The sequence below is a fragment of the Thauera aromatica K172 genome (assembly GCF_003030465.1).
Taxonomy (GTDB): domain Bacteria; phylum Pseudomonadota; class Gammaproteobacteria; order Burkholderiales; family Rhodocyclaceae; genus Thauera; species Thauera aromatica.
On the sequence record NZ_CP028339.1, the window covers coordinates 1313768 to 1337602 of the forward strand.

Annotated in this window: 26 protein-coding genes; 14 read left to right on the forward strand and 12 right to left on the reverse strand. The window is 67.6% G+C overall.

Annotation, left to right across the window (positions count from 1 at the left end; genetic code table 11):
* Positions 1-78: 78 nt before the first annotated feature.
* Entirely contained in the window at positions 79-381 is a 303-nt protein-coding gene (locus Tharo_RS06315; protein WP_107220469.1) for an MTH1187 family thiamine-binding protein, read from the forward strand.
* Positions 382-444: 63 nt separating this feature from the next.
* On the opposite strand, the gene Tharo_RS06320 is transcribed toward Tharo_RS06315, so the two are convergent.
* A complete protein-coding gene (locus tag Tharo_RS06320) occupies positions 445-1881 on the reverse strand; it encodes a class I adenylate-forming enzyme family protein (protein ID WP_107220470.1) in 1437 nt (478 codons plus the stop codon).
* 208 nt (positions 1882-2089) lie between these two features.
* Between Tharo_RS06320 and Tharo_RS06325 the strand changes: the two genes are divergently transcribed.
* Positions 2090-3040, forward strand: a complete 951-nt coding sequence (locus tag Tharo_RS06325) for a LysR family transcriptional regulator (RefSeq protein WP_107220471.1) — start codon at positions 2090-2092, stop codon at positions 3038-3040.
* Between the two features lie 36 nt (positions 3041-3076).
* Here the strand turns inward: Tharo_RS06325 and paaY are convergent, their stop codons facing one another.
* Both paaY and paaN read right to left on the reverse strand, forming a co-directional pair.
* Positions 3077-3685: a phenylacetic acid degradation protein PaaY gene (gene paaY / locus Tharo_RS06330; RefSeq protein ID WP_075148361.1), complete on the reverse strand. Its 609-nt coding sequence runs from the start codon at positions 3683-3685 to the stop codon at positions 3077-3079.
* Between the two features lie 34 nt (positions 3686-3719).
* A complete protein-coding gene (gene paaN / locus Tharo_RS06335; RefSeq protein ID WP_107220472.1) occupies positions 3720-5384 on the reverse strand; it encodes a phenylacetic acid degradation protein PaaN in 1665 nt (554 codons plus the stop codon).
* 216 nt (positions 5385-5600) lie between these two features.
* On the opposite strand from paaN, the gene paaG reads away from it, so the two are divergent.
* The 10 genes from paaG (at position 5601) to pcaF (ending at position 14217) form a co-directional block, all read left to right on the forward strand.
* Positions 5601-6401 carry a 2-(1,2-epoxy-1,2-dihydrophenyl)acetyl-CoA isomerase PaaG gene (gene paaG, locus Tharo_RS06340; RefSeq protein WP_425444951.1) on the forward strand — a complete coding sequence of 267 codons (801 nt, stop codon included), beginning with the start codon at positions 5601-5603 and terminating at the stop codon, positions 6399-6401.
* Between the two features lie 105 nt (positions 6402-6506).
* The gene (gene paaI / locus Tharo_RS06345) at positions 6507-6998 is read left to right on the forward strand and encodes a hydroxyphenylacetyl-CoA thioesterase PaaI (protein WP_107220473.1); all 492 of its coding nucleotides are present in this window, start codon (positions 6507-6509) and stop codon (positions 6996-6998) included.
* A 23-nt stretch (positions 6999-7021) separates the two neighbouring features.
* Positions 7022-8344, forward strand: coding sequence for a phenylacetate--CoA ligase PaaK (paaK, locus tag Tharo_RS06350; protein ID WP_107222338.1), 1323 nt, complete (start codon positions 7022-7024; stop codon positions 8342-8344).
* Positions 8345-8412: 68 nt separating this feature from the next.
* On the forward strand, positions 8413-9405 hold the full coding sequence (gene paaA / locus Tharo_RS06355) for a 1,2-phenylacetyl-CoA epoxidase subunit PaaA (protein WP_107220474.1): 993 nt from the start codon (positions 8413-8415) through the stop codon (positions 9403-9405).
* A gap of 69 nt (positions 9406-9474) precedes the next feature.
* Positions 9475-9762, forward strand: a complete 288-nt coding sequence (gene paaB / locus Tharo_RS06360) for a 1,2-phenylacetyl-CoA epoxidase subunit PaaB (RefSeq protein WP_107220475.1) — start codon at positions 9475-9477, stop codon at positions 9760-9762.
* Positions 9763-9841: 79 nt separating this feature from the next.
* Complete coding sequence (paaC, locus tag Tharo_RS06365) at positions 9842-10594, forward strand: 1,2-phenylacetyl-CoA epoxidase subunit PaaC (RefSeq protein ID WP_107220476.1); 753 nt, start codon at positions 9842-9844, stop codon at positions 10592-10594.
* 39 nt (positions 10595-10633) lie between these two features.
* Entirely contained in the window at positions 10634-11125 is a 492-nt protein-coding gene (gene paaD / locus Tharo_RS06370; protein ID WP_107220477.1) for a 1,2-phenylacetyl-CoA epoxidase subunit PaaD, read from the forward strand.
* A 36-nt stretch (positions 11126-11161) separates the two neighbouring features.
* Positions 11162-12229 (forward strand): 1,2-phenylacetyl-CoA epoxidase subunit PaaE, encoded by a 1068-nt coding sequence (paaE, locus tag Tharo_RS06375; RefSeq protein WP_107220478.1) that lies wholly within the window; start codon positions 11162-11164, stop codon positions 12227-12229.
* Between the two features lie 89 nt (positions 12230-12318).
* Complete coding sequence (locus Tharo_RS06380; protein ID WP_107220479.1) at positions 12319-12957, forward strand: TetR/AcrR family transcriptional regulator; 639 nt, start codon at positions 12319-12321, stop codon at positions 12955-12957.
* Between the two features lie 57 nt (positions 12958-13014).
* Positions 13015-14217 (forward strand): 3-oxoadipyl-CoA thiolase, encoded by a 1203-nt coding sequence (pcaF, locus tag Tharo_RS06385; protein WP_107220480.1) that lies wholly within the window; start codon positions 13015-13017, stop codon positions 14215-14217.
* A gap of 181 nt (positions 14218-14398) precedes the next feature.
* On the opposite strand, the gene Tharo_RS17545 is transcribed toward pcaF, so the two are convergent.
* Positions 14399-14572 (reverse strand): hypothetical protein, encoded by a 174-nt coding sequence (locus Tharo_RS17545; protein ID WP_159051665.1) that lies wholly within the window; start codon positions 14570-14572, stop codon positions 14399-14401.
* On the opposite strand from Tharo_RS17545, the gene Tharo_RS06390 reads away from it, so the two are divergent.
* Complete coding sequence (locus tag Tharo_RS06390) at positions 14559-15029, forward strand: MerR family transcriptional regulator (RefSeq protein ID WP_107220481.1); 471 nt, start codon at positions 14559-14561, stop codon at positions 15027-15029. The genes Tharo_RS17545 and Tharo_RS06390 overlap by 14 nt on opposite strands.
* Positions 15030-15076: 47 nt before the next feature.
* On the opposite strand, the gene Tharo_RS06395 is transcribed toward Tharo_RS06390, so the two are convergent.
* The 7 genes from Tharo_RS06395 to rsxA are packed head-to-tail and all read right to left on the reverse strand — an operon-like array spanning position 15077 to position 20442.
* Positions 15077-15379, reverse strand: a complete 303-nt coding sequence (locus Tharo_RS06395) for an RnfH family protein (protein WP_107220482.1) — start codon at positions 15377-15379, stop codon at positions 15077-15079.
* Between the two features lie 26 nt (positions 15380-15405).
* Positions 15406-16086, reverse strand: a complete 681-nt coding sequence (locus Tharo_RS06400) for an electron transport complex subunit E (protein ID WP_107220483.1) — start codon at positions 16084-16086, stop codon at positions 15406-15408.
* Positions 16079-16765 (reverse strand): electron transport complex subunit RsxG, encoded by a 687-nt coding sequence (rsxG, locus tag Tharo_RS06405; RefSeq protein ID WP_107220484.1) that lies wholly within the window; start codon positions 16763-16765, stop codon positions 16079-16081. The genes Tharo_RS06400 and rsxG overlap by 8 nt, the downstream gene beginning before the upstream one ends.
* Entirely contained in the window at positions 16765-17844 is a 1080-nt protein-coding gene (locus tag Tharo_RS06410) for an RnfABCDGE type electron transport complex subunit D (RefSeq protein WP_107220485.1), read from the reverse strand. Before Tharo_RS06410 ends, rsxG begins: the two co-directional genes overlap by 1 nt.
* A complete protein-coding gene (gene rsxC / locus Tharo_RS06415; protein ID WP_107220486.1) occupies positions 17841-19277 on the reverse strand; it encodes an electron transport complex subunit RsxC in 1437 nt (478 codons plus the stop codon). The genes Tharo_RS06410 and rsxC overlap by 4 nt, the downstream gene beginning before the upstream one ends.
* Before the next feature lie 11 nt (positions 19278-19288).
* The gene (locus tag Tharo_RS06420; RefSeq protein WP_107220487.1) at positions 19289-19822 is read right to left on the reverse strand and encodes an RnfABCDGE type electron transport complex subunit B; all 534 of its coding nucleotides are present in this window, start codon (positions 19820-19822) and stop codon (positions 19289-19291) included.
* A 38-nt stretch (positions 19823-19860) separates the two neighbouring features.
* Positions 19861-20442, reverse strand: coding sequence for an electron transport complex subunit RsxA (gene rsxA / locus Tharo_RS06425; RefSeq protein ID WP_107220488.1), 582 nt, complete (start codon positions 20440-20442; stop codon positions 19861-19863).
* A gap of 212 nt (positions 20443-20654) precedes the next feature.
* On the opposite strand from rsxA, the gene Tharo_RS06430 reads away from it, so the two are divergent.
* Positions 20655-21257 carry a NifU family protein gene (locus Tharo_RS06430; RefSeq protein WP_107220489.1) on the forward strand — a complete coding sequence of 201 codons (603 nt, stop codon included), beginning with the start codon at positions 20655-20657 and terminating at the stop codon, positions 21255-21257.
* Between the two features lie 111 nt (positions 21258-21368).
* Here the strand turns inward: Tharo_RS06430 and Tharo_RS06435 are convergent, their stop codons facing one another.
* Positions 21369-23687 (reverse strand): aldehyde ferredoxin oxidoreductase C-terminal domain-containing protein, encoded by a 2319-nt coding sequence (locus tag Tharo_RS06435; protein ID WP_107220490.1) that lies wholly within the window; start codon positions 23685-23687, stop codon positions 21369-21371.
* Positions 23688-23835 lie beyond the last annotated feature (148 nt).

The following is a 23835-nucleotide window of genomic DNA, read 5'->3' on the forward strand; positions in this document are numbered from 1 at the left end:
GTGCGGGGCGGCGTCTCCCGCTGCGGATTGAAGAACCGCCAAGAACCGTTTCAATAACCTTTTTCCGGAGCCGGTCCGATGAAAGTGATCGTTGATCTGTGTGTCGTTCCCCTCGGGGTGGGACTGTCCGTGTCCAGCTATGTCGCCGCGTGCGAGCGCGTGATCGCCGAGGCCGGGCTGAAGTCCCAGCTCCACGCCTACGGGACCAACATCGAAGGGGAGTGGGACGCGGTGATGGCGGCGGTCAAGCGCTGCCATGAAGTGGTGCATGAAATGGGCGCGCCGCGCATCACCAGCACGATCCGGCTCGGCACCCGCACCGACCGCGAGCAGAGCATGGAAGACAAGATCGCCAGCGTGGAGTGCGCGCTCGCACGCTGAACGGGGCGCCCTGCGCGCGGCCGCCCCGTTTGCCGGTACTCCTTCCGCCGGGGCGGCGCGGGATCAGTTCGGCAGGCTCTTGGCCAGTTCGCCGCGCCTGAGCTTGCCGGTGTCGGTGCGCGGAAAGTCCTCCACCAGATGCACCGACTCCGGACGCTGGTAAGGCGGCAAGGCCTCGATCGCCTCGCGGGCGGTGCGCAGGAGCTCGTTTTCCGGCGTGCTGCCGGGCACGGCGAACAGATGCAGGCGGATCACGTCCGCGTCGTCGGCCTGGGACGGAACGACGCAGAGTTCGTTGACCTGCGACTTCAGGCGCTCGTGCAGCGCGTTCTCCACCGCGAGCACGTCCACCCAGCGCCCGAACACCTTCACCAGCTGATCGGTACGGCCGGCGAACTGCCACCCTTCGCTGCTCTCCGCCGGGCGGAAGACGTCGCCGGGGGAGAACGTACCGTTGCCGAAGCGTGCCGTATCGTGGGTCACTTCACGCGAATAGCCGAGCGCGATCGCCGGGTGGGAGAACCACAGGCGCTGGCGGCTGCCCTCGCTGCCCGGGATGTCTTCCTCGACCACGTCGGTCAGCGGGCTCGCGCACAGTGCCGGCATCGCCTGGGTGCGGTAGAGCATCAGCGACAGGGTCTCGGTCGTGCCGTAGCCGTTGACCAGCTCGACGCCGGTATGCGCGGCCCATTCCTCGGCGAGCGCCGGCGGACAGGCTTCGCCTGCGGATACCGCGGCACGCAGCGCGGGAAAGGCGGTGCCGGCATCGAGCAGGCGTCGGTACAGCGTCGGCACGCTGAAGAAGATGCTCGGGCGGTGCTTTTCCACCGTGGCCGCGACCTGCTGCGGGTCGGGCCAGGCCGGATCGAGGATCACCGTCGCACCCAGGCGCAGGCCGGCGAAAAAGGAATTCGCCAGCGGGTAGGCGAAGAACAGCTTGGAGCTCGAATAGAAGCGGTCTTCGGCACCGGCGCCGAGGATGTCGCGGGCGAACACGTGGGCATGCTTGACCGCACGCTGCGCATGGATCACGCCCTTCGGCTTGCCGGTGGTGCCCGAGGAGTAGAGCAGGAAGGCCGGTGCGTCCTCGTCCATGTCGACCGCGGCGGGAGCGTGCGTCGCCGCCGCGGTACGCTGGCGCCACGCCGTCAGTCCGATCGCGCGCGCGTCGCCCAGGCTGGCGGCACGCGCGTCGTCGAGCAGCAGTGCGACCGCGCCGGAATCCTCCACCAGTTCGCGCAGCTGTGCGTCGCTGGTGCGGGGGTTGACCGAGATCGGCTGGGCACCGGCCCAGATCAGGCCGAGAAAGGCGCCGGCCCAGTCGATGCCGTCGGCCAGCGAAATGACGCAGCGCTGGCCGGCGACGATGCCCGCGTCGATCCACGCAGCGGCATTGCGGATGCACAGCGCACGCAGCGCAGCGTAATCGAGCCGGGTGTCGCCTTCAATCAGCGCGATCGCATCGGCGCGGCCGGCGCAGAGCAGTTCGGCGGCGTTCATCGGACGCTCCGGCGGCGGTCGGTCGGGCTCGGCTGCGAACAGCGGGGAGTACAAGGGGGGTGCAAAGACATGTCGGCTTCTCCTCCGTAGTGGCCCGGGAGTGGGCTGTTATTCGTTTTTTTGTTTCGGCCATTAAAAAACGCGGAGGTCTGGGGCACAATAGCAATCAGCTGATTACTTTTATTTCGATTTTTGATAACCGTTCGCCGTGCGTGACTTCGATCTCAACCTTCTGCGCGTGCTGCTCGCCGTCCATGACGCCGGCAGCGTCAGTGCTGCGGCGCTTGCCCTCGGCGTCAGTCAGCCCACGGTGAGCACCGCACTTGGTCGCCTGCGGCGGATCTTCGGCGAGCCGCTGTTCATCAAGACCGCGGTCGGCATGACGCCGACCGCGCGGGCCCAGGCGCTGGCGGCACGCTCGCGCGAAGTGCTGGCCAAGGTCGATACCGAGATCCTTGCCGGCGACCGCTTCGATGCGCAGCAGGTGGTGGGTGAGTTCACCTTCGCGATGTCGGACGTGGGCGAGATGGTGTTCCTGCCCCGCATCCTCGACAGCCTGCGCCATCTGGCGCCGCAGGCGACGCTGCGTTCGGTCGCGGTGACGCCGAGCGAGTTGTCGCGGGCGATGGCGGCGGGCGAGATCGATCTGGCGATTGGCTACTTTCCCGATCTCGACGCTGCCGGCTATTACCGCCAGAAACTGTTCGATCACCGCTTCGTCTGCCTGCTGCGCGCCGATCATCCGTTGCGCGACGAGCGCATCAGCCTGCAGCAGTTCCTCGAACTGGGCCATGCGGTGGTGCGCGCCGAAGGGCGCAGCCAGGAAGTCTTCGAAAAATATCTCGAGCGCCAGCGCATCGAGCGCCGGATCGTGCTGAGCACGCCGCATTTCATGAGCCTGCCGGTGATCGTCGGCAAGTCCGACCTGATCGTGACCGTGCCGCACGCGATCGGCCATTATTTTTCGTCGATCGGCGCCAACATCCGCATGGTCGAGCCGCCGCTGCCGATCCCGTGCATCGAGCTCTACCAGCACTGGCATCGCAGCTACCACCACGATGCGCGCAATCGCTGGCTGCGCGGGCTGGTGGCGCAGCTGTTCTCGGAGGACCGCGACGAGTGGCCTTATCCTTTCGAGCGGGGGCTGCCCGCGCGGTGAACGGAAAAGGGCGCCGCAGCGCCCTTCGCAACGGACTCAGCCGGCGCGCCGGCGCGCTTCGCTGAGCGGCACGATGTCGGGCATCTCGAAGCGGCGGCGTTCGGGGTCGGCTTCGCGCAGCGGCTCGCACGGTTTCAGGGTGGCGAGGCTGCGCGCGGCGAGCGCGTGGTAGCACTCGGTGCCGACGATCTTCCACGCGCGCTCCTGGTCGGTCAGCGGGCGCAGGACCTTGGCCGGCACGCCCGCCACCAGCATGCCGGGCGGCACTTTCATCTCGGCCTTCACGAAGGCGCAGGCGGCGACGATGCTGCCTTCGCCGATTTCGGCGTAATCCATCACCACCGCATTCATGCCGATCAGGGCGTTGCGCCCGACGCGGCAGGCGTGGAGTACCGCGGCGTGACCGATGTGGCCGTTCTGCTCGACCACGGTGTCGATTTCGGGAAAGCCGTGCAGGACGCAGGCGTCCTGCACGTTGCTTCCTTCTTCGAGCACGATGCGGCCGAAGTCGCCGCGCAGCGAGGCTTGTGGGGCGACGTAACAGCCCGGCCCGACGAAGACGTCGCCGATCAGCACCGCATCCGGATGAACGAAGGCGGTGGGGTGGATGACGGGACGGACGCCGTCAATTTCGTAGCAGGGCATGGGGCGTTTTCCTCCGGGGGTGTTTTCAGGGGGCTCAGTCGATATGGTAACGGCGCTGCACGACGCGGAACCGGTTGGCAACGAAGGCCGCGTCGGCGTAGCTCGCGTTGGCGGCCGGATTCATGCCCACACCATGATAGTCGGAGAACGCCGCGGACTGGTTCACGAACACCCCGCCGGCGAGGTTCAGCGACAGCGCCACACCGGCGCGCAGCGTCGCTTCGGTCATGGCCTCGACCACCGCGTCGCGGGTGGAGTACAGCCCCACCGTCAGCGCGCCGCGCTCGCGCACGATGCGCTCGGACAACGCCAGCGCGGCGTCGGCGTCGGCCGCGCGCACGACGAAGCTGATCGGGCCGAAGCGCTCTTCCATATAGGCCGCCTCGTCGGCGGCATCGCAGGCGACGATTACCGGCGTGCGCACCTGCGCCCGGGGGAACTCGGCATGGGTGAGTGCCTTCGAGGCCAGCACCATCTGGCCGAAGCCGTGGGCTTCCTCGATGCGGGCGAGGGTGGCGGGCGACTGGATCGCGCCCAGCACCGCGGTGGCGACGCTCTCGTCGGAGAGGAAACGGGCGACGGCGGCGCCGAGGTCGGCAGCGACTTCATCAAAGCTCTTGCGGCCCTGGTCGGTGTCGATGCCGCCGGCGGGAACGATGATCGCCTGGGTCGTCGTGCACATCTGGCCGGCGTACAGCGACAGGGTGAACGCGAGGTTCTTCAGCATGCCCTTGTAGTTGTCGGTGGACTCGATGACGACGTTGTTGACCCCGGCCAGTTCGGCATACACCTGGGCCTGGCGGGCATTGTCGGCGAGCCAGTTGCCGAATGCGGTGCTGCCGGTGAAGTCGATCGACTTCACCGCCGGGTGGGTGGCGAGGTGGCGGGTGGCGGCGGGGTCGTCGACCACCGCGAGCGTCACCAGGTTCGGATCGAGGCCTTGTTCGGCGAGCACTTCGCGCGCGATGGCGACGCTGATCGCCGCCGGCAGGATGGCGTTTTCATGAGGTTTGACGATCACCGGGTTGCCGGTGGCGAGCGCGGCGAAGAGGCCCGGATAGGTGTTCCAGGTGGGGAAGGTGCCGCAGCCGATCACCAGCGCGACGCCGCGGCCGACGATCTCGAAGTGCTTGCGCAGGCGCAGCGGCGGGTTCTTGCCCTGGGGCTTTTCCCACACCGCCTCGGCGGGGATGCGACTCATCTCGTCCCACGCGGTGGCGACCGCTTCGAGGCCACGGTCCTGGGCGTGTGCGCCGCCGGCCTGGAAGGCCATCATCCAGCCCTGGCCGGTGGTCATCATCACCGCGTGGGCGATCTCGAAGCTGCGTCGGTTCAGGCGCTGGAGGATTTCCAGGCAGATCCCGACCCGCCCTTCGGCACCGAGCTTCCGCCACCCGGGCATCGCCGCTTCGGCGGCGCCGATCAGGGCGTCGGGAGCGCAGACCGGGTAGCGTACGTCGAGGGCGACGCCGTAGGGGGAACGCTCGGTCGCGGCCCAGCCGGCCTGGCCCGGCTGGTCGAGGACGAAGTCGCGGCCGAGGTGGCTTTCGAACGCGCGTTTGCCGGCTTCGGCGGCGTCCTCGCCGTAGCTTCTCGGGCTCGGGTTTTCGGCGTAGGGGCTCCAGTAGCCGCGCGTATGCAGGGCGGAGAGGGCGGCGTCGAGGGTCGGCTTGTGGGCTTCGAAAAGAGGGTGGCTCATGGTCGTCTCCTGGGGGTGGTCAGGCCGGCACGCACGGTGGAATAGTGTGGGCTGCACAAAAATTTTGTGCCGGCAAGGTCTCGGGGGCAAAAAGTGCTTGTCTTTTGATGTAGCTCAAGACTACTATTGATTGACCGATCGGTCAAATTTATAAACGAGCTGGATGGGCAGCATGGCACCCCGGCCCCGCAGAATGGAGAGATAGGGAACATGGACGTGGCGATGGAGACGATTCTTTTCGAAGTCGAGGACGGGGTCGCGACCCTGACGCTGAACCGCCCGGAGCGGCTCAACAGCTTCAACGACCGCATGCACGACGAGCTGCGCCAGGCGCTGGCGCGGGTGCGCGTGGGGCGGGCCGACGGCAGCGTCCGCGTGCTCGTGCTCACCGGCGCCGGGCGCGGCTTCTGCGCCGGCCAGGACCTGTCCGACCGCAACGTCGCGCCCGGCGGCGAGGCGGTCGATCTGGGGGCGTCGGTGGAAAAGAACTACAAGCCGCTGGTGCTGGCGCTGCGCGCGCTCGAGCTGCCGGTGATCGCCGCCGTAAACGGCGTCGCCGCGGGGGCGGGGGCGAACATCGCGCTGGCCTGCGACCTGGTGTTCGCCGCGCGCTCGGCGAGCTTCATCCAGGCGTTCAGCAAGCTCGGGCTGATTCCCGACACCGGCGGCACCTGGATCCTGCCGCGCCTGCTGGGGCCGGCGCGCGCCCTCGGCCTGGCCCTGCTCGGCGAACGCCTGAGCGCGGAGCAGGCCGAGCAGTGGGGGCTGATCTGGAAGACGGTGGACGATGCTGCGCTGATGAGCACGGTGGGCGCGGTTGCGCGCCAGCTCGCGCAGGGGCCGACCTTCGGCTACGCGCAGACCAAGAAGGCGATCTGGGAGAGCTCGCTGCGCGGCCTCGAAGCCCAGCTCGACGTCGAGCGCGACCTGATGTCGGCCTGCGGGCGTTCGGAAGACTACCGCGAGGGGGTGGCCGCATTCATGGACAAGCGTGCGCCGCAGTTCAAGGGCCGGTGAACGGCCGTTCCCGCGGCGCCTGGCCGGCGGGAACATCGAAGCCGCTGGTCGGCGGATGGGCAAATTCGGCGGGTCGCGTACCCGCATCGCAATGGAGAGGATGGGATGAACAAGACGAGCCCGACAGCGCAAGCACAGGATGCCCAGGCCGTGGCCGAGCAGGTCGGCCGGTCGATGTATGCGCGCGACCACGCTTCGCGCGGACTGGGAATCGAAATCGCGGCCATCGGCCCGGGGTATTCGCGCCTCACCATGACCGTCGAGGAGCGCATGCTCAACGGCCTTGGCGCCTGTCACGGCGCCTTCATCACCGCGGTGGCCGACTCCGCCTTCGCCTATGCCTGCAACGCCTGCAACGAGCAGACCGTGGCCTCGGGCATCAGTCTGGATTTCCTGCGCCCGGGGCGGCTGGGCGACGTCCTCACCGCGGAAGCGCACGAAGTGCAGGCCGCGGGACGCACCGGGCTGTACGACATCCGCGTCACCAACCAGGCCGGTGAGCTGGTCGCGCTGTTGCGCGGCAAGTCGTACCGGAAGAAGGGGCGGCCGGTGATTGCGGCGGGCGAGGGCGGCACGCACCTATCGAATATCGAATGATCCAGCACACCAAGGAGGAGACCATGCCGATCAACCGCTACGCGCCTGCGCAGCTCGAGCCGATCGAGACGGCCAGCGCCGACGAGCTGCGCGCCTTGCAGCTCGAACGGCTGCAATGGAGCGTGCGCCACGCGTACGACAACGTGCCGCACTATCGCCAGGCCTTCGATGCCAAGGGCGTGCATCCGGACGACCTGCGCACGCTCGAGGACCTGGCGAAGTTCCCGTTCACCACCAAGCACGACCTGCGCGACAACTACCCGTTCGGGATGTTCGCGGTGCCGCTGGAGCGGGTCGCCCGCATCCACGCCTCGTCCGGCACCACCGGCAAGCCGACGGTGGTCGGGTACACGCTGAAGGACATCGACACCTGGGCCACGATGGTGGCGCGCTCGATCCGCGCCTCGGGCGGACGCCCCGGCGACATGGTTCACGTGTCCTATGGCTACGGGCTGTTTACCGGCGGCCTGGGGGCGCACTACGGCGCGGAGAAGCTCGGCTGCACCGTGGTGCCGATGTCGGGCGGGCAGACCGAGAAGCAGATCCAGGTGATTCAGGACTTCAAGCCGAAGATCATCATGGTGACGCCGTCCTACATGCTGACGATCCTCGACGAGATGGAAGCGCAGGGCATCGATCCAAAGAGCACTTCGCTCAAGATCGGCATCTTCGGCGCCGAGCCGTGGACGCCGGCGATGCGCGAGGCGATGGAGGCGCGTTCGGGCATGGACGCGGTCGACATCTACGGCCTGTCCGAAGTGATGGGGCCGGGGGTGGCCAACGAGTGCGTCGAAACGAAGGACGGCCCGACCATCTGGGAGGATCACTTCTATCCCGAGATCATCGACCCGATGACCGGCGAGGTGCTGCCCGACGGTGCCGAGGGCGAGCTGGTGTTCACGTCCCTCTCCAAGGAAGCGATGCCGGTGATCCGCTACCGCACCCGCGACCTGACCCGCCTGTTGCCGCCCACTGCGCGCAGCATGCGGCGGATGGCCAAGATCACCGGGCGCAGCGACGACATGCTGATCATCCGCGGGGTCAACGTGTTCCCGACCCAGATCGAGGAGCTGATCTGCAAGATGCCCAAGCTGGCGCCGCACTACCTGCTCGAGGTGGACAAGAACGGCCACATGGACACCCTCACGGTCCGGGTCGAAGTGAACCCGGAAGCCCAGGTCGGACGCCACCCCGAGCACAAGGAAGCGCTCGCCAAGGAGCTGACCCACCTGATCAAGAGCCTGATCGGGGTGTCGTGCAAGGTCGTCGTCGGCGAGCCGTTCAGCATCGAGCGGGTCACCATCGGCAAGGCCCGGCGCGTCATCGACCGCCGCCCCAGAAGCTGAGCCCGCAACAACCGATACCTACAGCGCGGCGGGCCTCAGGCGCCGCCGCCCCCACCGAGGAGCGAAGCATGTATACCCAGTCCCTCAGCATTCCCGACCGCGACGCGGCCCCGCGCATCGCCGAAAACCCCGAGTACGTCGCCCAGTTCAACGCCAGGATCGATGCCGGCGGCTTCATCGAGCCCAAGGACTGGATGCCGGACGCCTACCGCCGGACGCTGGTCCGGCAGATCAGCCAGCACGCCCACTCCGAGATCGTCGGCATGCTCCCCGAAGGCAACTGGATCACCCGCGCCCCCAGCCTCAAGCGCAAGGCGATCCTGCTCGCCAAGGTGCAGGACGAGGGCGGCCACGGCCTCTACCTGTACGCCGCGGCCGAAACGCTCGGCGTATCGCGCGATGAGCTCTACGAAGCGCTGCTCTCGGGCAAGGCCAAGTACAGCTCGATCTTCAACTACCCGACGCTGACCTGGGCCGACATCGGCGTGGTCGGCTGGCTGGTCGATGGCGCCGCGATCATGAACCAGATCCCGCTGTGCAAGTGCAGCTACGGCCCTTATGCGCGCGCCATGATCCGGGTGTGCAAGGAAGAATCCTTCCACCAGCGCCAGGGCTTCGACCTGTTGCTGACGATGATGAAAGGCACGGCCGAGCAGCGCGAGATGGTGCAGGACGCGGTGAATCGCTGGTGGTGGCCGTCGATCATGATGTTCGGCCCGCACGACCACGACAGCGTGCACACCGAGACCGCACGCTGGGGCATCAAGCGCATCTCCAACGACGATCTGCGGCAGAAGTTCGTCGATGCGACGGTGAAGCAGGCCGAAGTGCTCGGCGTCACCCTGCCCGATCCTGCGCTGAAGTGGAATGCCGAGCGCGGCCATCACGACTTCGGCGCCATCGACTGGGACGAATTCTGGAACGTGGTCGGCGGCCACGGTCCGTGCAACGTCGATCGCCTGGCCGAGCGCAGGCGGGCCTGGGAGGAGGGCGCCTGGGTGCGCGAAGCCGCCCTCGCCCATGCCGAAAAGCAGGCTGCACGCGAGCGCCAGGCCGCCTGAGCGGCGCCGTCTTCACCGATCCCGACCACCAGAGGCGGCAGGCAAGGCCGCCCGTAGAGGAGCATTGACATGGAACGCAAGGAATGGCCGCTGTGGGAAGTCTTCATCCGCAGCCGTAACGGACTCGATCACAAACACTGCGGCAGCGTGCATGCGCCGGACGCAAGAATGGCGCTGCAGGTGGCGCGCGACGTGTATACCCGGCGCCTCGAAGGGGTCTCGATCTGGGTCGTCAGGGCGTCCGACATCGTCGCCTCCGACCCCGATGCGAAGCCCGAACTGTTCGACCCGGCCGAGGACAAGATCTACCGCCACCCGACCTTCTACAAGCTGCCCGACGAAGTCAATCACATGTGAGCAGGGCCGCCGGGAAGCGGCGCCCCGTTCCCGGCGGCGCATTTTTGCCCCGACTTCGCAGAGACAAGGATTCCCCCCCATGAGCCAACAACATCTCGAATACGTGCTGCGCCTCGGCGACAACGCACTGATCCTCGGCCAGCGCCTGTCCGAATGGTGCGGCCGCGCCCCGGTGATCGAGGAAGACCTCGCCCTCGCCAACATGGCGCTCGACCTCATCGGCCAGGCCCGCCTGCTGCTGACCCATGCGGGCAAGCTCGAAGACCAGGGCCGCGACGAAGACCAGCTCGCCTTCCTGCGCGTCGAGCGCGACTACCGCAACGTTACCCTGGCCGAGCTGCCGAACCACGATTTCGGCCGCACCACGGTGCGCAACTTCCTCTTCAGCGCGTTCCAGGTGCTGCTGTGGGAGCGTCTCGCGCGCTCGACCGACACCGAACTGGCGGCGATCGCGGCGAAGAGCCTGAAAGAGGCGCGCTACCACCTCAATCACTCGGCCGAGTGGGTGATCCGCCTCGGCGATGGCACGGCCGAATCGCAGCGCCGCACCCAGGCCGCGCTGGACGACCTGTGGCCGTACACCGCCGAGCTGTTTTCGGCCGATGCCACCGACGATGCCGTTGCCGCCGCCGGCATCGGCCCGGCCTGGAGCGAGCTCGAAGCCGCCTGGCAGGCGAGCGTGCTGCCGGTGCTGGAGGAGGCCACGCTGACGGTGCCGGCGGACACGCCGTTCCGCAGCCAGGGCCGGCTCGGCCGCCACTCCGAGCACATGGGGCACTTGCTGACGACGCTGCAGTACATGCAGCGCACCTACCCGGGCGCGCAGTGGTGAGCGGGCGATGCTGAGAACGGACATTGCGGGAGTGCGGACATGCTGACCGAAGCCCGGGCCTGGGCGGCGCTCGACGCCGTGCCCGACCCCGAAGTGCCGGTGGTGTCGGTGGTGGAGCTGGGCATCGTGCGCGAACTGCACTGCCGCCCCGAGGGCGTCACCGTGGTGGTGACGCCGACCTACTCCGGCTGCCCGGCGACCGAAGTGATCGGCGACACCATCCGCGCGGCCTTGCACGCCGCCGGGGCGGGCGAAGTCGATCTCCAGACCCGGCTCGATCCGGCGTGGACCAGCGACTGGATCGGCGAAGCCGCGCGCGAGAAGCTGCGCGCCTACGGCATCGTCCCGCCGAGCGGCAAGGCTGCCGTCGGCGGGGCGCAGCCGATCCGCTTCGTCAAGCGCCGCCTCGCCTGCCCGCGTTGCGGTTCGGACGACACCGAACGCCTGTCCGAGTTCGGCTCCACCGCGTGCAAGTCGACCTGGCGCTGCAAGGCCTGCCTCGAACCTTTCGAATATTTCAAGCCGATCTGATCCGCCCGCAGGGCAGACGGACAACGGAGACCAAGCATGACCCCCAAATTCCATCCGCTGAAAGTGGCCGAAGTGCGACGCGAGACTCCGGACGCGGTCAGCCTGCGTTTCGAGGTCCCGGCCGAGCTGGCCGAAGACTACCGCTTCACCCAGGGCCAGCACCTGACCGTCAAGGCCAGCGTCGAGGGCGAGTCGCTGCGCCGTTCCTACTCGATCTGCAGCGCGGTCGACGAGGGCGAGCTGCGCGTGGCGATCAAGAAGGTCGCCGGCGGGCGCTTTTCGAACTGGGCCAACGCCGGCCTGCAGGTCGGCGACGTGCTCGAAGTGATGACGCCGAAGGGGCGCTTCTATACCGAGCTCGACCCGGACAGTGAAAAACACTACGTCGCCTTCGCCGCCGGTGCCGGGATCACCCCGATCATCTCGATGATCAAGACCACGCTGAAAGCCGAGCCGAAGAGCCGGTTCACGCTGATCTACGGCAACCGCCGCCAGAGCAGCGTGATCTTTTCCGAAGCGCTCGAAGACCTGAAGGACCGCTACCTGACCCGGTTCACGCTGTACCACGTGTTTTCGCGCGAAGAGCAGGAAGTGCCGCTGTTCAACGGCCGCCTCGACCGCGCCCGGGTCGCGGCTTTCGCCGATACCCTGGTACCGGCCGAGACCATCGATGCCGCCTTCATCTGCGGTCCCGGCGGCATGATCGACGAAGTCCGCGATGGCCTGCTCGCCTGCGGCGTGCCTGCCGAGCGCATCCACTTCGAACGCTTCGGCGTGCCCGACTCGGCGCCCGCCCACCACGTCGAACCGGGCGATGCGCCCAAGGCCACGATCACCGTGATTGCCGACGGCCTGCGCCGCAATGTAGAGTTCCGCGCCGAAGATCCGTCGATCCTGGATGTCGCCCTGCGCGCCGGGATGGATCTGCCGTACTCGTGCAAGGGCGGGGTGTGCTGCACCTGCCGGGCCAAGGTGCTCGAAGGCAAGGTGCGCATGGACAAGAATTTCACCCTCGAGCAGCCCGATGTGGACGCCGGCTACGTGCTGACCTGCCAGGCCCACCCGCTCACCGAAAAAGTCGTCATCAGCTTCGACGAGCGCTGAGTACGCCCGCGCCGCGCGTGCCGCGGCGCCGTTTTCAACCGATCGCAGCCCGTCCGCGGGCCGCAGCTTTCAGGAGTCGAACCCGAACAATGGCCAGAGGCAAAGCCGCCACCTTTGAACTGCAGCGCGGTGCGATCCAGGAGGCCGCCGCCGACCTGATCGCCGCAAAAGGCTTCCACAACACGTCGATGGCCGAGATCGCGCGCACCTGCGGCGTCTCGAAGCCGCTGCTCTACCATTACTATCGCGACAAGGAACACATCCTGTTCGATATCGCCGACTTCCATGTGGATCGCCTGCTGAAGCTCGTCGGGGGCGTGCTGGCCGAAACCGATGTCCCTCGCCTGCGCCTCGAACGCATGATCTGCCGCTTCCTCGACGTCTACGTCAGCGGCCGCAGCTTCCATGTCGTGCTGGTGCAGGACGTGAAATTCCTCCATGCAGTGCAGCGCGAGGAGATTTTCAACAAGGAAAGACTCATCGTCGACGCATTTGCCGATACCATCGAGGGAATCGAGCCCGGGCTGCGCGGCCGGCGCCTGGACAAGGCCGTGACCATGGTGCTGTTCGGCATGATCAACTGGACGTTCAGCTGGCTGCGCGCCGAAGGCGAGCTCTCTTCGGTCGAGATCGGACCGCTGGTGACGCGGATTTTCCTGCACGGCGTCACCGGTCTCGCCCAGGAGGCGCCCGGGACGGTTCACGGCTCCCCGGCCGTGGTCGTGTGATGTGGCCGCAGCGGAGCCCGATTCTTACCCAAGCGAAGTATTCAGGAGGACGTTTGAATGACCGAAGTTTTCATCTGCGACGGCATCCGCACGCCGATCGGACGCTATGCCGGCGCGCTGTCGTCGGTACGCACCGACGATCTCGCCGCGCTGCCGATCCGGGCGCTGCTCGAGCGCAACGCGGGGCTCGACCCGGCGGCGATCGATGACGTCTACTATGGCTGCGCCAACCAGGCCGGCGAAGACAATCGCAACGTCGCGCGCATGGCGGCGCTGCTCGCCGGGCTGCCGACTTCGGTTCCCGGGGCGACGCTGAACCGGCTGTGCGGCTCGGGCATGGACGCGGTGGGAACCGCCGCGCGCGCGATCCGCGCCGGGGAGGCCGATCTGATGATCGCCGGCGGCGTGGAAAGCATGAGCCGGGCGCCGTTCGTCATCGCCAAGGCCGACACCGCGTTCTCGCGCAGCGCCAAGATCGAGGACACCACGATCGGCTGGCGTTTCGTCAATCCGCGGATGAAAGCGCAGTTCGGCATCGACTCGATGCCCGAAACCGCCGAGAACGTCGCCCAGCAGTACGGTATCGCGCGTGCCGACCAGGACGCGTTCGCGCTGCGCAGCCAGGCCCGCTACGCAGCGGCGCGTGCGCGCGGCTTCTTCGACGGCGAACTGCTGACGGTCGAGATTCCGCAGCGCAAGGGCGAGCCGCTGCGCGTCAGCGCCGACGAGCACCCGCGCGAGACCACGCTCGAGGCCCTGGGCCGCCTGAAAGGCGTCGTCCGCCCCGACGGTACGGTGACGGCCGGCAACGCCTCCGGCGTCAATGACGGCTCGGTGGCCTTGCTGCTGGCGAACGAAGCGGCGGCCAAGCGTCACGGCCTGACGCCGCGCGCGCGCGTGGTGGCGATGGCGACCGCCGGCCTCGAGCCGCGGATCATGGGTATGGGGCCGGCGCCGGCAACCCGCAAAGTGCTCGAGCGTACCGGGCTGTCGCTCGCGGCGATGGACGTCATCGAGCTCAACGAGGCCTTTGCCGCGCAAGGGCTGGGCGTGATGCGCGACCTTGGGCTGGCGGACGACGCCGAGCATGTGAACCCGAACGGCGGTGCGATCGCGCTTGGCCATCCGCTCGGCGCCTCGGGCGCCCGCCTCGTCCTTACCGCGATGCGCCAGCTCGAAGCCAGCGGCGGCCGCTACGGCTTGTGCACGATGTGCATCGGCGTCGGCCAGGGCATCGCGCTGATCATCGAGCGCGTCTGAGCCTTCGCCCGCGCTGCCGGGCCCGTCGGAGTTATCACTTCGCCCGCCGCTTTTGCCGGCGGGCGAAGTCGTTTACCGCGAGAAAACGTTGCCGTTTCCGCCGCGGACGCGGTCACCGGGGCCAGGAACAGGGGGCGCGACCGCCCGGATTGGGCCGGGTCGATGCGGTTTTTGTTGACGTTTACGTCAGCGTCAATATCATTCTGTCTGTGTGACGGCCGTATGCCGTCCGCCCGCTTTCCGTCGTGGCGCTGGCCGGCATGAAGGGGCGGGGGATGCGGTGCCGCTGAAGATCGCGGCGGCGCACGATATCGGCCGTCACGGCCAGTGCGGAGAGAATGATGATGACCAGCACGACCCAGGGCGTTGTGCGCCCGAGGGAGTCGGCGCGAGCCACGACCTACACGATTTCGGATCTCGCCGATGAATTCAACATCACCACGCGGGCGATCCGGTATTACGAAGACCAGGGCTTGATCATGCCTGCGCGGCGCGGCAGCCGACGCATCTACAGCCGTCGCGACCGCGCCCGGCTGAGCCTGATCCTGCGTGGGAAGCGCCTCGGATTCTCGCTCAACGAAACCCGTCAGCTGTTCGAACTTTATGACAACGGTCCGGGCGAGGACGCCCATACGGCCCACTTCATGGGGCTGCTCGCCGAGCGCCGGGCGCTGCTCGAGCAGCAGATGCGGGACATCCGCGCGATCCTGCGCGAAATCGACATCGCCGAGGCTGACGCACTGCGGGTCAAGGCGGCCAGGCAGAGCGAGGCCGCACCACCTTCGCCCGCTTCTCCGGCTCCGGTGGGCTGAGGCTGTCGGCGCGCAGCGCGCGCGCCGGGCAGCCCCCGCCCGCCTGCTCAGCTTTCCTCGGCAGAGGGTGCGGAGGCGGTCTTGGCGGCGCTTTTCTTGCGCGTCGGCACGGTCTTCGGGTCGACGATGATGGGCATGTAGATCTCGACCCGGTCGCCTTCCTTGAGCACGGTGTCGAGGGGGTGGATCTTGCCGAACACCCCCACTTTGTTGCGTCCGAGGTCGATGCACGGATAGCGCCCGAGAATGCCGGAGCGCTCGATCGCCTCCGCGATCGTGCACCCTTCGGCCACCTCCAGGCGCAGCCACGCCGGACGTTCGGGATGGGCGTAGCTGACACTGATCTTCATGGGTCGCTCCTTCTGATGTTGAACGCTCAGGACGCCGCAGCTGCGGCCGAGGCGGCGAGTCTGCTGGCGCGCTGGCGGGCCTGGATCGTCAGGCGCTGGCGCCAGGCCACCAGGAAGCCGAGCACGAGGAAGCCGCCCGGCGGGAGAATCATCAGCAGCATCCCTCGGTAGGATTCGGCAACCTTCATTTCCAGGAAAGCGAAGCTTTCTCCGAGCAGCATTGACGCGTCGGCGAACAGGGTGCCCTGGCCGATCACTTCCCGGATCCCGCCCAGAGCCATGAGCGCGAGCGTAAAGCCGACTCCCATCGCCAGTCCGTCGAGGCCTGCTTTCAGAGGGGAATTCTTGGAAGCAAAAGCTTCGGCGCGGCCGATGATCGCGCAGTTCACCACGATCAGCGGAATGAACAGGCCGAGCACCTTGTGCAGTTCGTGCAGCCAGGCGTTCATGCTCATGTCGACGAGAGTGACGATCGAAGAGATCAGCAGCACGTAGATCGGAATCCGCACTTCCTTGACGATGAAATGGCGCAGCAGCGATACGGCGATGCCGGAGCTGATCAATACGGCGGTCGTGGCCAGGCCCATTCCGAGGCCGTTGGTGGCGCTGACGCTGACCGCCATGGTCGGGCACATGCCGAGCATCTGCACGAGGACGACGTTGTTGTCCCAGATGCCGTCGCGGGTGATCCGGCGCAGTTCACTCATGCTTGTCTTCCTTGCGATGGCCGTCCGCCGGCTCCGCGGCCGCCCGTTCTGCCGCAGTGACGGTGGCGAGTAGGCGGCTGCGGTGTGCGGCGAAGAATTCCAGGGATGCTTTCACCGCCCCGACGACGGCGCGGGGGGTGATCGTCGCCCCGGCGAACTGGTCGAAATCGCCCCCGTCCTTGCGCACCGCCCATTGCTGCGGAGCAGCCGGGTCGAGCCAGCGGCCTTCGAAGCTGCGGATCCAGTTCGACTTGCGGATGTCGATCTTGTCGCCCAGCCCGGGGGTTTCGCTGTGCGACAGGATGCGCACGCCGATGATCCGCCCTTCGCTGGAAATGCCGACGATCAGCGAAATCGGGCCGCCGTAGCCGGCCTCGGTGGTCCAGTTGTATGCGACCGCGGTCACTTCGGTGCCGCGGAGGGCGCGATAGATGGTAGTGGACGTACCGTCGGGGCGCTCGAGCTGCATCGTGTTGGCGAGCAGATCATTGTCGTGCAGCTCGGGCGGCAGTGCCTGTACCAGCGATGTACGCAGGTCTTCCGCCTCGCGCAACGCGATTTCGCCGCGGGTGAGGCTGTGCCCGTACGCGAGCAGCGCGCTGCAGATGAGCGCGTATGCGCCGAGCAGGGGGCCGGGGCGGCGCGCCTTTGGGGCGGCCGGGCTTGCGGTGGTCGTCATCAGGAGTTCTCCGTGCGCTTGGCGGGCAGGGGGAGCGGGGCGCCGGAGCGCTTGCGGCCATAGCGGCGCGGGCGGACGAGATAGTCGATCAGCGGCGTGGCCGCATTCATCAGCAGCACGGCGAATGCCACGCCTTCCGGGTAGCCGCCCCAGGTGCGGATGATGAAGATGAGGATGCCGATGCCGGCCCCGAAGATCAGCCGGCCGCTGGCGGTGACCGGAGAACCGACCGGATCGGTGGCGATGAAGAAGGCGCACAGCACTGCACTGCCGGCCAGCAGATGGAGCAGCGGGGGGGCGTAGCGCGCGGGCTCGATGAGGTTGAAGACGGTGGCGAGCAGGCCCAGCGTCAATAGCATGGCGAGCGGGATTTGCCACGGGATGATGCGCTTGAAGATCAGCCAGAGGCCACCGAGCAGCAGCAGCAGGGCGGACGTCTCGCCCATGCTGCCGGCGACCGTCCCGAGCGCGAGCGCGCCGAGGGAGTCGGCGTCGGCGGCGAAGGTGCCGCCGGTGCGCAGCGGGGCGAGTGCGGTGGCGGCGCTCACCGCATCGGGCACGGGTTGGGTACCGAAAGTGATCGCCAGGCCTTCAAGAAAACCGGGGGCGGTGGCTGACAGCCATGGGTGGGGCGCGATCCAGCTCGTCATCTCGAGCGGGAAGGACACCAGCAGGGCGACGCGGGCGAGCATCGCCGGGTTCAACACGTTCTGGCCGAGGCCGCCATACACCTGCTTGCCGATGGTGATCGCGAACGCCCCGCCGAGTACCGCGATCCACCACGGCGCCCAAGGCGGCAGGCAGAGGGCGAGGATCAGTCCGGTCAGCACGGCGGAGCCATCGCTCAGTGCGGACGCTGGCGGCCGCCGGGCGATCGCCAGGCAGGCGGCTTCGGCCGCCAGGCAGGACGCGATCGACAGCACGAGCAGGTTCATCGCCGGCCAGCCGAACAGGTACAGGCCGAAGGCCGTCGCCGGAAGCAGGGCGAAGATCACCGTGCGCATCGTCTGCGGGATGTTGCCCCGGCTATGGACGTGCGGAGCACCCAGCGGACGGGAGCTTGTGGGCTGCGAATTCATTGCTCGGTCTCGGAAGTGACGGACTTGCGCGCGGCCGCCTTCGCCGCGGCCTGGGCGGCGAGACGCTGCTGGCGGGCTTCGGCGAGCTTGCGGGTTTCCTCCGCCTTGCGCTGAGCCTCGCGGCGGTTGGTGATCTCGCCCTTGGCGAAGTTGAACAAATGGGCGAGCGGGATATGGGCCGGGCAGACGTAGGAGCAGCAGCCACAGGACAGGCAATCGCTCATCCCCAGGTCGGCGGCGTCGTCGATGCGCCCGGCGCGGATGCGGGCGGCCAGATCGAGCGGCACCAGCCCGACCGGGCAGACGTCCACGCAGCGCCCGCAATGCAGGCAGGCGCGCTGCGAGGCCTCGTGCGCCTCGGCCGCGGTCAGGGCGATGATGCCGCTGGTGCCCTTGACGACCGGAACGTCGAGCGCGGGGAGGATCTGGCCCATCATCGGGCCGCCCATCAGGATGCGGGTTGGCTGTTCGGTGAAGCCGCCGCAGAAATCGATCAGGTCGGACACCGGAGTGCCCATCGGCACGACGATGTTGCGCGGCTGGCGGATCGCACCGCCGCCGACAGTGACCACTCGCGACACCAGCGGCTTGGCAAAGCGCAGCGCGCGGCAGACGGCCAGTGCGGTACCGACGTTATGCACGCTGACGCCGATTTCGGCCGACAGCCGGCCCGCCGGAATCTCGAGGCCGGTAACGGTGCGCACTAGCTGCTTTTCCGAACCCATCGGATAGCGCGAAGGCACGCGCAGCACCTTGATTTCGGGATGAGGGGCCGCGGCCGCGCTCATCGCCGCGAGCGCCTCGGGCTTGTTGTCCTCGATCGCGATGCAGGTGAGCCGGGTGCCCAGCCCCCGTGCGATCAGGCGTACGCCCTCGATGACGAAGCCCGCGCCTTCGCGCATCAGGCGGTCGTCGCAGCTCAGGTAAGGCTCGCACTCGCCGCCGTTGATGATCAGCGTGTGGATGTCGTGGCGGGTGCCGGCGTCGAGCTTGACTGCGGCGGGGAAGGCCGCGCCGCCCAGTCCGACGATGCCCGCGTCGCGCACGCGGACGGCGATTTCGGCCGGCGACAGGGCGAACGGGTCGGCCACCGGGTCGGTGTCGATCCAGCGCTCCTCGCCGTCGGGCTCGAGAGTGATCGTCTGCACCGGCAGGCCGGACGGGTGGGGCGCGGTGTGATCCCCGATCGCCACCACCGTGCCCGAAGTCGGAGCGTGGACCGGCGCCGACACCGAGCCCTGGTGGCGGGCAAGGCGCTGGCCCTTGAGCACGCGCTCGCCCACGTTCACTTCGGGCGCGGCGGGTTCGCCGATGTGCTGCTGCAGCGGGATGAACAGCTGTTTCGGCAGCGGCAGGCGCGCGATCGGGTGGCAGGCGGTAGGGTCCTTGTTGCCCTCTGGGTGAACCCCGCCGCGGAAACGGAAGATTTTCATCTACGGCACCCTTACACGCCGGTGAATTCAGGTTTGTGCCAGCGCCAGTTGCGCAGCGTCACCGGAATGCCTTCGATGTCGATGCCCTCGGTCGGGCAGACTTCGGCACAGGCGCCGCAGCCGATACAGGCTTCGGTGAGGACCACGTGGAGTTGCTTGGTGGCGCCGAGGATGGCGTCGGTCGGGCAGGCCTTGATGCAGCGCGAACAGCCGATGCAACTGGTCGAGCGCACTCGCGCCAGCACCGGGCCGCGGTCTTCGATGCTGCCCGCGTCGAGGCCGACGCCGAGGATTTCGGCGAGTTTTTCCGCCACCGCGCGCCCGCCCGGCGGGCACAGGGTGACCGGCGCCTCGCCGGCGGCGAGTGCGGCGGCGGCCTGGCCGCAGCCGGCGAAGCCGCACTGCCCGCACTGCGAGCCGGGCAGCGTCTCGGCGATGCGTTCGACGATCGGGTCGGCTTCGCTGCCGAGCCAGCGCCCTGCGGTGCCCAGCAGCCAGCCCAGTACCATGCCGATGGCGGCGACGACAAGAACGGACGTGATCATGATCGTGGTCCTCCTGAAAGAATGAAGCGAATCCGGATTCAGCGGGTGGGCAGGCCGGCGAAGCCCATGAAGGCGAGCGACAGCAGGCCGGCGGTGATGAGGGCGATGGGGGCGCCGACGAACGCGGATGGAACGTTGGCCAGGGCGATGCGCTCGCGCACTCCGGCGAAGAGCAGGATAGCCAGGGTGAAGCCGACGCCCGTGCCCGTGCCGTACAGCAGGCTCTGGACGAAGCTGTTGCCCTGTTGCGCGTTGAGCAGGGCGATGCCGAGCACCGCGCAGTTGGTGGTGATCAGCGGCAGGTAGATGCCCAGGGTGTGGTGCAGCACCGGGCTCGCCTTCTGGATCGCCATTTCGGTGAATTGCACGACCGCGGCGATGACCAGGATGTAGGTCATGATGCGCAGATACATCATGTCGAGCGGGCCCAGCAGGGCGTGTTCGACCGCCCAGGTCGCGCCCGAGGTCAGGGTGAGCACGAAGGTCGTCGCCAGTCCCATGCCGAGTGCGGTGTCGAGCTTGTTGGAAACGCCCAGGAACGGACACAGGCCAAGAAAGCGAACAAGGATCACGTTGTTCACCAGGGCGGTGCCGAGCAGGAGCAGCAGATATTCCTTCATGGGTTGTGGCTCTCGATGAACGGGTTGATCATCACCCTATGACCTCTATGGTAATTGACGTTGACGTAAACGACAACTAATATTCGCTTCACGGCCAATCTTTTTTCCCTGTCTTTCCAGTCGGGAAACCGGCCTTCAGGCGCCAGGGTTCGACCGACTCACTGCCCCTGCGCCCGAACCAAGCACATGACCCAAACCGGAGGAGTCCCGTCATGCCGAACGTTACTGCCGTCGTTCCCACGCCCAACCCGCTGGCGAACAAGTTCATGATCGATGCGCCCATGTTCAGCGGCGCGCCTCGCCATTTCGCCTCTCCGAAGCACGCCATGGGTGACGCTCTGGGCGAGAGCCTGCTCGGCGTTCCCGGCGTCACCGAGGCCTACTGCACCGCGGAATTCATCACCGTGACCCGCCACCATGCGACCGACTGGGACATGATCGAGTCGCGGGTGATCGAGTGCATCGAGACCTACAAGCCGAAGCGCGTGATCGGCATCGCCCGCGAAGACGGCGCCCCGGCCGCCGCTGCCGCGCCTGCCGCTGCGCCGGCGGAAGAGGCGGCGCCGATCGAGGTTGAAACCGACGACCCCGAGATGCTGATGCGGGTCAACATGATCCTCGACGAGAACATCCGCCCGTTCCTCGACAAGGACGGCGGTGGCATCGACGTCCTGCGCCTGCAGGATTTCACCCTGACGGTGCGCTACAAGGGCGCCTGCGGCGGCTGTCCTTCGGCGGTGACCGGGACATTGTTCGCGATCAGCAACCTGCTGCAGAACTACGTCGATGACCGCCTCCAGGTGGTGCTCGACTAGAAGCCTGCGGGGGGAGCGGCGGGCGGCGCTCCCCATCGCCGTGTTCGTTCGAGTCATCGCCTGCCTTTCCGATATTCCCGCCCCGCACCACGGAGGGTGCGGGGCGGGCGCTCAGCCGCCGGCGAGCGCCGGCACCAGGCTCACGTTGCTGCCGTTATGCACGGCCTCGGCGGCTTCACCGGACAGTACCATCCGGCCGTCGAGGGCCACGTTCAGACTGCGGTCGTGGAGGCTTTCCGCATCCCGACCGAGGCGCCTGGCCAGTGCCGTGCGCAGCTCGGCGACGTTTTCCACCGGCTCGTCGAGCACCATCGTGCGCGTCGGGCTGCCGGGGAGCGCCACCCGGACGGCGAAACCGGTCGCCACCCGGGCCAGGTGCTCGTGCCACTCCGGTTTCGGGATGCCTTGGTCGTCGAGGCCGGTGACTTCGTAGAAGCGCGCCTTGAGCGCCTCGAATTCGTTGCGGTCGATCTTTTCCCCCTTGAACGGGCCGACCTGGATCGGCTCCTCGAACCAGCGCCGCGGCAGGGTGTCGTCGCTCGCGCGCAGGCCGAGGCGGTAGTTCATCAGGCGCTCGATGCCGATGATGTTGCGCCCGCATTCCTCGAGCTCGGCTACGCTCATGTCGAGGCCGACGAGCTCGTTGAGCTGGCGGCGGAAATCCTCCAGATCGGGCAGGCTGGGCGAGTTGAACAGCTTGGTGTTGAACCGGCACATGCCGATCGAGTCACCGACGGCGAAGGTGTTCTCGCACCGGCGCACGGCGTATTCCTTGCCGATGTAGCTGTTCGGCTCGGCGGCGACGAAGCCGCCGTAGAGCGCGGTCTTGAACTCGGGGTCGTCGTTGACGCGGGCGTTGATCTCGAGGGTGACGCGGTTGCGCAGGTGGTCCATGCCGCGGGTGGCGACCGCCAGCCCGAGGGCGAACGCCTTCAGGATGCGGGCGTCGTGGGGGTCGGACTGGAACAGGCCCTTCACCGACATCCGGTAGTCGAGCGCGGCGGGCGGATACTTGCCGTTCTCGACCGCGCGCGCGTCGTCGGCGATGACGTCGCCGAAGCCTTGGCGGCGCGAAGTCATGAACAGCAGCTGCTCGATCACCGGGTAGTTGCCCCAGCTCAGGTCGAGGCCGCCGGTGTCCTCCGCGGTGAGGATGCCGCGCTGGAACAGCTCCATCGCCCAGCCGATAGCGCCGCCGGCGCTCGCCGAATCCATCCCGAGGTCGTTGAGGATGTTGTTCAGGCGCAGCACCTGCTCGGGTTCGCGGATGCCCAGGTTGGGGCCGAACTTGCCGACGGTGACGTACTCGGGGCCGTCGCCGTGGTCGTACTTGTCGAACTTGCCGTCGCCGCGGATGCCCTTGTAGGTCTTTTCGCGGTGGTGCTCGACTTCGGCCTGGGCCTTGTCGTAGCTGGCGTTGCCGGTCAGGCCCTTGAGCGCGCTCGCGCCCCAGCCGCCCTTGCCTTCGGGAGTGAGGTCGTTCATCGCGCGGCACTGCACCGGGCACAGGTAGCAGCCGTCCATGCCGGGACGGTAGGGGTCGAAGTTGTCGGCGTCCAGGGTTTCGTGCCAGGTGGTTTCCTGGTTGTTCTTGGTGCCGATCGCCCCCAGCGCGCGGCTGGGCTTGTACAGGAAGGGGGTGCCGACCTTCTTCAGCGCGTTCTGGATCACGCTGGTGGCGAGGATCTTCTGGCCGATGGCCTTGCCGCCGAGCTTGAAGTCCTTCGAGGTCGGGATCTGGCGCCCCTTGCCGCGCACCAGGATCGCTTTCAGCTGGAGCGAGCCCATCTTCGCGCCGCCGCCGCCGCGCGCCCAGATCGCCTTCGGCCCGCCCATGATGCCGGCCGACAGGACGAGGTTTTCACCGGCGCGGGTGATCCGCGCCATCGCCAGGTCTTCCCGTTCCTTGAGGCCGAGGTCGCGTTCGATGGCGGTGGTGAAATCGATGTTGTCCATCCCGACATAGGGCGCGGCGTCGCGGAAGGACACCGTGTCGCCATCGATCTCGAGCATCGTCCACTGCGCGCTGCGGCCGTAGATCACCAGGTGGTCGTAGCCGTTGCGCTTGAGGAAGGCGGGGAAGTAGTCGCCGCCGCTGGCGTCGAGGATGGCGTGGCTGTCGGGCGAGCAGCTGGTGAAGTTGCCGCGGGTGGCCGAGGGCAGGGTGGTGGTCATGATGCCGACGCCGAAGACCAGCGGCACTTCGGGCTCGAGCGGCTGGCGGCCGTCCTCGAACAGGTTGTACAGCAGCATCATGTTGGCGCCACGGCCGCCGAGGAAGGTGCGCACGATTTCCATCGGCAGGTAGGCGCTGCGCAGCGTGCGCTGCTCGAGGTCGACGAACAGCACCTTGCCCTGGCCGGGGTACTGCGGGGTCGCTTCCATGCGCGCGAGCAGGCGCTCAACCCGATTCCTGATATCTGTCTTCATGCTCATCTCCGGGAAATGTCCGCCTTCGGGGGCCGATGGATCGAGTATCGGAGCTGACTTTTTTGAAGTCAAACTGTTGGAGATCAAACATTGACAAATATCAATAGCGGCCGCTCCGCCGGCGGGCGATCCGCGCTGTCGCAACGGC